The following is a 4,176-nucleotide window of genomic DNA, read 5'->3' on the forward strand; positions in this document are numbered from 1 at the left end:
GAACCAGACCGCCTGGACCATGACGCCGCCCGCCGGGTCCAGCCTGCGGCGCGCGCTCAGGGACTCCCCGCGCAGGACGGCCCTGAACGCGGCGTCGTCCAGGTCCCGGACGTCCACGCGGAGGACCAGGCACGACGCGTCGACCGAGCCCGGCTCCGGCACCTCGAAGCCGCCGTCCGGGCGGACGCGGAGACGGAGCATGTCGTGGTGGTCGATGACGCGCTGCAGCGCGGCGGTCAGCCGGTCCGTCCCGAGGCCGGGCGGGGTGACCAGGAGCATCCGCTGGCTGTAGCCGCCGGTCGGGCCGCGCAGTCCGCCGAACCAGCGCATGATCGGCGTCGGCGGGACGGGTCCGAGCGCCGCGCCGGGCGGTTCGGTCTCGGCCTGCTCGGCCTCCCCGACCGGCTGCGCCACGGCGGCCAGCTCCACGACCGTCTGGTGCTGGAACACGTCGCGGGGCGAGATCACCAGGCCCTGCTGGCGGGCGCGGGACACGAGCTGGATCGCGATGATCGAGTCGCCGCCGAGGTCGAAGAACCCGTCGTCGATCCCGACCTTCTCCAGGCCGAGGACCTCCGCGTACAACGCGGTCAGGGTCTCTTCCTCTGGTGTGCGAGGAGCACGCGAATCGGTCTTCGCGTGGAAGTCGGGTGCGGGCAGCGCCTTGCGGTCGAGCTTGCCGTTGGAGGTCAGCGGAAGGGCGTCGAGCGTGACGACGGTCGCCGGGACCATGTGGTCCGGAAGCGTCGCGTTGACGAACCGTCGCAGCTCAGAGGCATCGAGTTCGAGGCCGGGGGTGGACGGGACGGCGTAGGCGATCAGCTTCTCGTCGCGCAGGACCACGGCCGCGTCCGCGACCGTCTCATGCCGCACGAGAGCCGACTCGACCTCGCCCAGCTCGATCCGGAACCCGCGCAACTGCACCTGCTGGTCCGCGCGGCCGAGGTATTCCAGGGTGCCGTCCTTGCGCCAGCGGCCCAGGTCACCCGTGCGGTACATGCGTTCGCCGGACTTCCCGAACGGGTCGGCGACGAACCGCTCGGCCGTCAGGCCCGGACGGTTCAGATACCCGCGAGCGAGACCCGCGCCCGCGACGTACAGCTCACCGACCACACCCGCCGGAACCGGCTGCAACCGCTCGTCCAGCACGTACACACGCAGGTCAGGGATGCCGACACCGATGAGGCTCCCGGGAGCGGTGGCGGCGTGCTCGCGGTCGAGCGCGAGGTACGAGACGTGGACGGTCGTCTCGGTGATCCCGTACATGTTGACCAGCGTCGGAGCGGCCTCGTCGTGGCGGCTGTACCAGTCGTCCAGACGGCCCAGTTCCAGGGCCTCACCGCCGAACACCACATACCGCAGCGCCAGGTCCGTGCCCGGGTTCTCCCGGTCGGCGGCCATGAGCTGATAGAAGGCGGACGGCGTCTGATTGAGGACGGTGACCCTCTCGGCCGCCAGCAGCTTCAGGAACTCATCCGGCGACCGCGACGTCAGGTACGGAACGACGACCAGACGGCCGCCGTACAGCAGCGAACCCCACAGCTCCCACACCGAGAAGTCGAACGCATACGAGTGGAACAACGTCCACACGTCGTCCGGCCCGAACGAGAACCAGGGCTCGGTCGAGCGCAACAGACGCACCACGTTCTGGTGCGGGACGACCACGCCCTTCGGGCGGCCCGTCGAACCGGACGTGTAGATCACATACGCCGGGTTGTCCGGCGACACGTGAACGTCGTCCAGGTTCTCCGACGAGTAGTCGCCCTCGACCTCGATGCTGCGCACCGTGAGAACCGGCGCGGCGTCCTCGACCATGTAGGCGATCCGGTCGACCGGATAGTCCGGGTCGATCGGAACGTACGCCGCGCCCGTCTTCAGCACGGCCAGTACGCCGATCACCAGGTCCGCCGACCGGGGCAGTTCCAGGGCGACGAAGGTCTCCGGGCCCGCCCCCTGCGCGGCCAGATGCCGGGCGAGCCGGTTGGCAGCGGCGTTGACATCGGCATACGTCCACGAACGACCCTCGAACGTCACCGCCACCGCCCCCGGACGAGACGCCACCTGCGCCTCGAACAGCGCCGGAATCGTCGTACGCTCCGCGGCCGCGGCCGGAACCGCCGAGCCGCCCGCCCACTTGCGCAGGAGGGTGCGGCGCTCGGAGCGGTCGAGGATCTCGGCGGTGGAGATCGGTTCGTCGGGGGCGTCCACGACCTCGCGCAGGAACCGCTCGAAGCGGGCGGCGAGGCCGGCGGCCGTGTCGGGGTCGAACAGGTCGAGCGCGTACTCCAGCGCGGCCGAGATCCCGGCGGGTGAGCCGGAGTCGTCGGCGCGTTCCTGGAGGTAGAGCGAGAGGTCGTACTTGGCGGTGCCGAGCGGGAGGTCCACCGGGCCGCCGGTGAGGCCGTCGAGTTCGAGGGTCGCCTCGGGGTTGTTCTGGAACGACAGCGCGACCTGGAACAGGGGGTGCCGGGCCATGGAGCGCGCCGGGTTCAGCACGTCCACCAGGCGCTCGAACGGGACGTCCTGGTTGGCGTAGGCGGCGAGGTCGATCTCCCGGACCCGCGCGACCAGCTCACGGAAGGACGGGTTCCCGGACGTGTCGGTGCGCAGCACGAGCATGTTGACGAACATGCCGACCAGGTCGTCCAGGGCCTCGTCGGTACGACCCGCGATCGGCGAGCCCACCGGGATGTCCGTTCCGGCCCCGAGGCGGGTCAGCAACGCCGCGAACGCGGCCTGCATGACCATGAACAGGCTCGCGCCGGATTCGCGGGCGAGGCCGAGCAGCGCGCCGTGCAGGCCCGCGTCCAGCTCGAACGTGAACGTTCCACCCCGGTAGGACGCCTCCGCCCGACGCGGCCGGTCGGCGGGCAGCGCCAGTTCCTCCGGGAGCCCGTCCAGCGCCGACTTCCAGAACGCGATCTGCGACGCCACCAGCGACGACGCGTCATCCTCCGAACCGAGCAGCGAACGCTGCCAAAGCGTGTAGTCGGCGTACTGGACCGGCAGCGGAGCCCACGACGGAGCGTCCCCCGAAACCCGCGACACATACGCCGTCAGCACGTCCCGCGCCAGCGGAGCCATCGACCAGCCGTCGCCCGCGATGTGGTGCAGCACCAGCAGCACCACGTGCTCGTCGGCCGACAGCCGGAACAGGGCGGCGCGCAGCGGCGGCTCGGCCGACAGGTCGAAGCCCTGCCCGACGATCGCGGCGAGGGCGAGCGGCAGGGCGTCCGGGGTGGTGTCCGCGACGGGCAGCCGGGGCCGGGCGGCGGACGGGTCCAGGACGAGCTGGCGGGGCGTGCCCGCGACCTCGGGGAAGACCGTGCGCAGCGCCTCGTGCCGGGTGACGACGTCGGCGAGCGCCGCCTCCAGCGCGGCCGGGTCGAGCGGCCCGTGCAGCCGCAGCGCGACGGGCATGTTGAACGTGGCGGACGCCCGGTCGAACCGGTTGAGGAACCAGAGGCGCTGCTGCGCGTAGGACAGCGGCAGCACGTCCGGCCGCTCCGCCGGGACCAGGGCGGGACGCGCGGCGCCGGCGGCCGAGGCGAGCCGCGCCGAGAGTCCGGCGACGGTCGGGGCCTCGAACAGCGCCCGGACGGGCAGCTCCACGCCGAGCGCCGGGCGGATCCGGCTGACCAGGCGGGTGGCGGTGAGCGAGTCGCCGCCGAGGTCGAAGAACCCGTCGTCCACGCCGACCCGCGCGACGCCGAGGACCTCGGCGAACAGCCCGCACAGGATCTCCTCCTGCGGGGAGCGCGGTCCGCGTCCGGTCCCGTGGGCGGACGCGTCCGGCTCGGGCAGGGCGCGCTTGTCGACCTTGCCGTTGACGGTCAGCGGCAGCGTGTCGAGGACGGTCACGGACGGGACCATGTAGTCCGGCAGGTGCGCGGCGGCGTGGCGGCGCAGCGCGGCGGCGTCCACGGTCGCGGGGACGACGTAGGCGGCGAGGCGCCGGTCCCCCGGCGTGTCCTCGCGGACGACGGCGACGGCCATGCCGACGCCGTCGAACCGGGCCAGCACGTTCTCGACCTCGCCGAGCTCGACCCGGTATCCGCGGATCTTCACCTGGTCGTCGGCGCGGCCGAGGAACTCGATGGTGCCGTCCGGGTTCCAGCGGGCGAGGTCGCCGGTCCAGTACATGCGCGCGCCCGGCTCGCCGAAGGGGTCGGCGAC

1 protein-coding gene is annotated in these 4,176 nt (G+C 72.4%); it reads right to left on the minus strand.

Features of this window, described 5'->3' with window-relative positions; translation table 11 throughout:
* Window positions 1–4,176: amino acid adenylation domain-containing protein (locus AB0J52_RS30040; protein WP_500186011.1), on the minus strand; the 4,176-nt coding region annotated here is incomplete at both ends.

It is taken from the genome of Spirillospora sp. NPDC049652, assembly GCF_040675125.1.
In the GTDB taxonomy this organism is placed as follows: domain Bacteria; phylum Actinomycetota; class Actinomycetes; order Streptosporangiales; family Streptosporangiaceae; genus Spirillospora.